Origin of the sequence: Neisseria perflava (genome assembly GCF_024170405.1) — a bacterium.
GTDB lineage: Bacteria > Pseudomonadota > Gammaproteobacteria > Burkholderiales > Neisseriaceae > Neisseria > Neisseria perflava_B.
Window position 1 is genome coordinate 1 of record NZ_JALJYC010000053.1, and the last position, 2740, is coordinate 2740.

The following is a 2740-nucleotide window of genomic DNA, read 5'->3' on the forward strand; positions in this document are numbered from 1 at the left end:
ATGGCGTTTTAACAACAGTGAAATAAAATCTCAAATTTCTATTTTGAAACAGTTAGTAAAAGGTAATTTGCTCTAATTATCTAGTACAGCCCCATTAAAAATTCCTCGGTGCGCGCCAAATACGCCGCAAACACGGCTTCCAACATCAACCGCACATAACGCTCAAAGGCGGGAATCTCCTGCAAACAGGTCTGCCAATGTGCGTAAGGAAACTCAATCAGACGGCTGTATTCAAGCGCCTGAAAGCTGTATTTGGACGGCGTTTGGTGCATAAACGCCAAATAATCGCCCACCACCTGCCCTTCTTGGCAAAAATTGATGTTAATCTGCTCGCCGCCCTCGGTGAGGTAAAAGGTTTTCAGCAAACCGCTGCCCACCATCCCCATATATTTCGGCACTTCCCCCGCCTGCAAAAACACCGCCTTGGGCGGCAGCTCCCGCACGCTTAGGCGGCTTTGGATAAAATCAACATCACTTTGGGAAAAAGCGGGGCAAAGCTGCTTCATTTTCTGTAAATAATGTTCAATCATCGGGCGTTCTCTATTGGGGGTTTGGTTTTATTGTATAAAAACGAGCCGCGATTGCAAGCTGCCCCAATAAGCAAAATGCCATCTGAAAATCAAATTTTCAGACGGCATTTTTGTTTTCAAAAAACTTTTGAAAAACCGACCGCGCTTTTATTTTTTCAGCCACGCCAGACAAAAATCAATATACGCCCGCACGATGCCGGACGGATGGCGGTGGGCGGGGTACAGCAGGTGGACGGGCGTGGTCGGGAACGGATAATCGGGCAACACGGGAACCAGTCTGCCCTGCTCAATCAGCGGCACCGCCATAAAATCAGGCAAATCGCCGATCCCTTTGCCGTGCAGCAGGAAATGGCGCAAATGCAAGTAGTTGTTGCAGGCGAAAGACGGCGCAATGCGCACGCTCTGCCCGCCGAGCGGCCAGCTCGGGATATGGTCAGCGGTGGCCGCCCACGCCAGCAGTGGGAAATCCGCCAGTTGGTCGGGCGTGTCCGGTGTGCCGTGCGCGGCGATAAATTCAGGAGCCGCCACCAGTTGCAGGCGGATGTCGAGCAGCTTTTTGGCAATTAACGTATCGGTTTCCAAATCGCCCGCCCGAATCACTGCGTCGATACCGTCCGCCAGTAGGTCCAATTTGCGGTCGCTGGCGAGCAGGTGAACTTTGATGTCAGGATAGACCGTCTGAAAATCCTCCAGCAAATCCCAAAATAATTCAAAGGATTCCGGTACCGACAGGCGTAGATTGCCGCGCAGCTGGGTCTGGTTGCCCTTAATGCTGCGCTCCAGCTCGCTTAGGGTTTCAATGCTGAGGCTCGCCTGCTCGTAAAGCTGCTGCCCCACCAGCGTCGGCTTCACGCCTTGAGTGGAACGCTCCAACAGCTGCACGCCCAAATCCTGTTCCAATTCGTTGATTTTCCGGCTCAAGGTCGCCACCGCCACGCCGGTTTTATGGCTGGCAGCAAGCAGGCTGCCCTGTTGGATCACGGCAATCAGCAGTTTGACCGCATTCAAATTCATCTTTTGCTTTCCATTTTTGAATAATGATTTTTTATTTTAGCGGGTTCTAATAAAAATTTGAACAACTATAATGCATTCCATCGACAAACAAGTTCGACAACCCATTTTCAAACAGGAGATTTATTATGAACATTACTATTTTCGGCAACGGCAATATGGCGCAAGCCATCGGCAAAAACTTCAGCGCAGCAGGCAACCAAGTCGCCCATATCGGACGCGAAGCGGCGCAGATTCAAGGCGACATCGTGGTGTTGGCCGTCCCATTCCCGGCGGTGGACGACATCATCAGCCGCTACGCCGACCAACTGGCGGGCAAAACCGTGATCGACATCACCAACCCCGTTGATTTCGCCACTATGGACGCGCTCACCGTACCTGCCGGCACTTCCGCCGCCGAACTGATTCAGACGAAACTGCCGCAAAGCGTGGTGGTCAAAGGCTTTAACACCAATTTTGCCGCAACCTTGGCCGGCGGCGAAGTTGCCCCGGGCGTGAAAACCACTGTGCAACTGGCGGGCGACAATGCGGAGGCCAAAGCACAAATTCAGACGGCCTTAAGCGGCAGCGGTCTGCAATTTATCGACGCCGGCAGCCTCAAACGCGCCCGCAAATTGGAAGCCATGGGCTTCCTGCAAATCACCCTCGCCGTACGCGAACAAATCAGCTGGACAAACGGCTTCGCCGTGTACCGCTAAAAGTGCGGTCAGTTTTGATAAAATTTTGATGTAAATATGCCGTCTGAAAATCGACGTATTCAGACGGCATTACTTTTCGGATACTCCGTTACAATGACCAAGATTTTCAAATATGAAAAACCGTTTTTCATTTAAAACGATTCCAACTAAATCTGAAAAACCTATAATACCCTCATCAAAACAAACAGAGATTCAAACGAAAGGAGCAACCATGCCGCATATCAATATCAAATGTTATCCGAAACATTTAACCGAACAACAACTTGATGAATTTCAAAAAGAATTGAGCGCCCTTGCGGTGAAACACCTGAAAGCGGGCGAAGGGGATGTATCCATCGCCCACACCGAAATTCCCGCTGAAGAATGGCAGGGCATATGGGATACGGACATCAAGCCGAATATGGATAAATTATGGGGCTGTACTAGATAACTAGATTTATTCAAAATCATTTAGAATAAATCCCATGAAAAAAAGTCGACTGAGCCCTTATAAGCAAAACA

General features: G+C 49.9%; 4 protein-coding genes and 1 pseudogene. 3 read left to right on the forward strand and 2 right to left on the reverse strand.

Features of this window, described 5'->3' with window-relative positions; translation table 11 throughout:
• Nucleotides 1-76: pseudogene (locus J2T37_RS11460) on the forward strand (IS1595 family transposase); the annotation flags it as partial.
• 4 nt (nt 77-80) lie between these two features.
• On the opposite strand, the gene J2T37_RS11465 reads toward J2T37_RS11460, so the two are convergent.
• Both J2T37_RS11465 and J2T37_RS11470 read right to left on the reverse strand, forming a co-directional pair.
• A complete protein-coding gene (locus tag J2T37_RS11465; RefSeq protein ID WP_253356010.1) occupies nt 81-530 on the reverse strand; it encodes a Crp/Fnr family transcriptional regulator in 450 nt (149 codons plus the stop codon).
• A gap of 147 nt (nt 531-677) precedes the next feature.
• Nucleotides 678-1544 (reverse strand): LysR family transcriptional regulator, encoded by an 867-nt coding sequence (locus tag J2T37_RS11470; protein ID WP_253356012.1) that lies wholly within the window; start codon nt 1542-1544, stop codon nt 678-680.
• Between the two features lie 125 nt (nt 1545-1669).
• Here J2T37_RS11470 and J2T37_RS11475 point away from each other — a divergent pair, with 125 nt between their 5' ends.
• Together J2T37_RS11475 and J2T37_RS11480 are read left to right on the forward strand one after the other, a co-directional pair.
• Entirely contained in the window at nt 1670-2239 is a 570-nt protein-coding gene (locus J2T37_RS11475; protein ID WP_253356015.1) for an NADPH-dependent F420 reductase, read from the forward strand.
• 211 nt (nt 2240-2450) lie between these two features.
• Complete coding sequence (locus J2T37_RS11480; RefSeq protein WP_253356017.1) at nt 2451-2669, forward strand: tautomerase family protein; 219 nt, start codon at nt 2451-2453, stop codon at nt 2667-2669.
• The last annotated feature ends 71 nt before the right edge of the window (nt 2670-2740 follow it).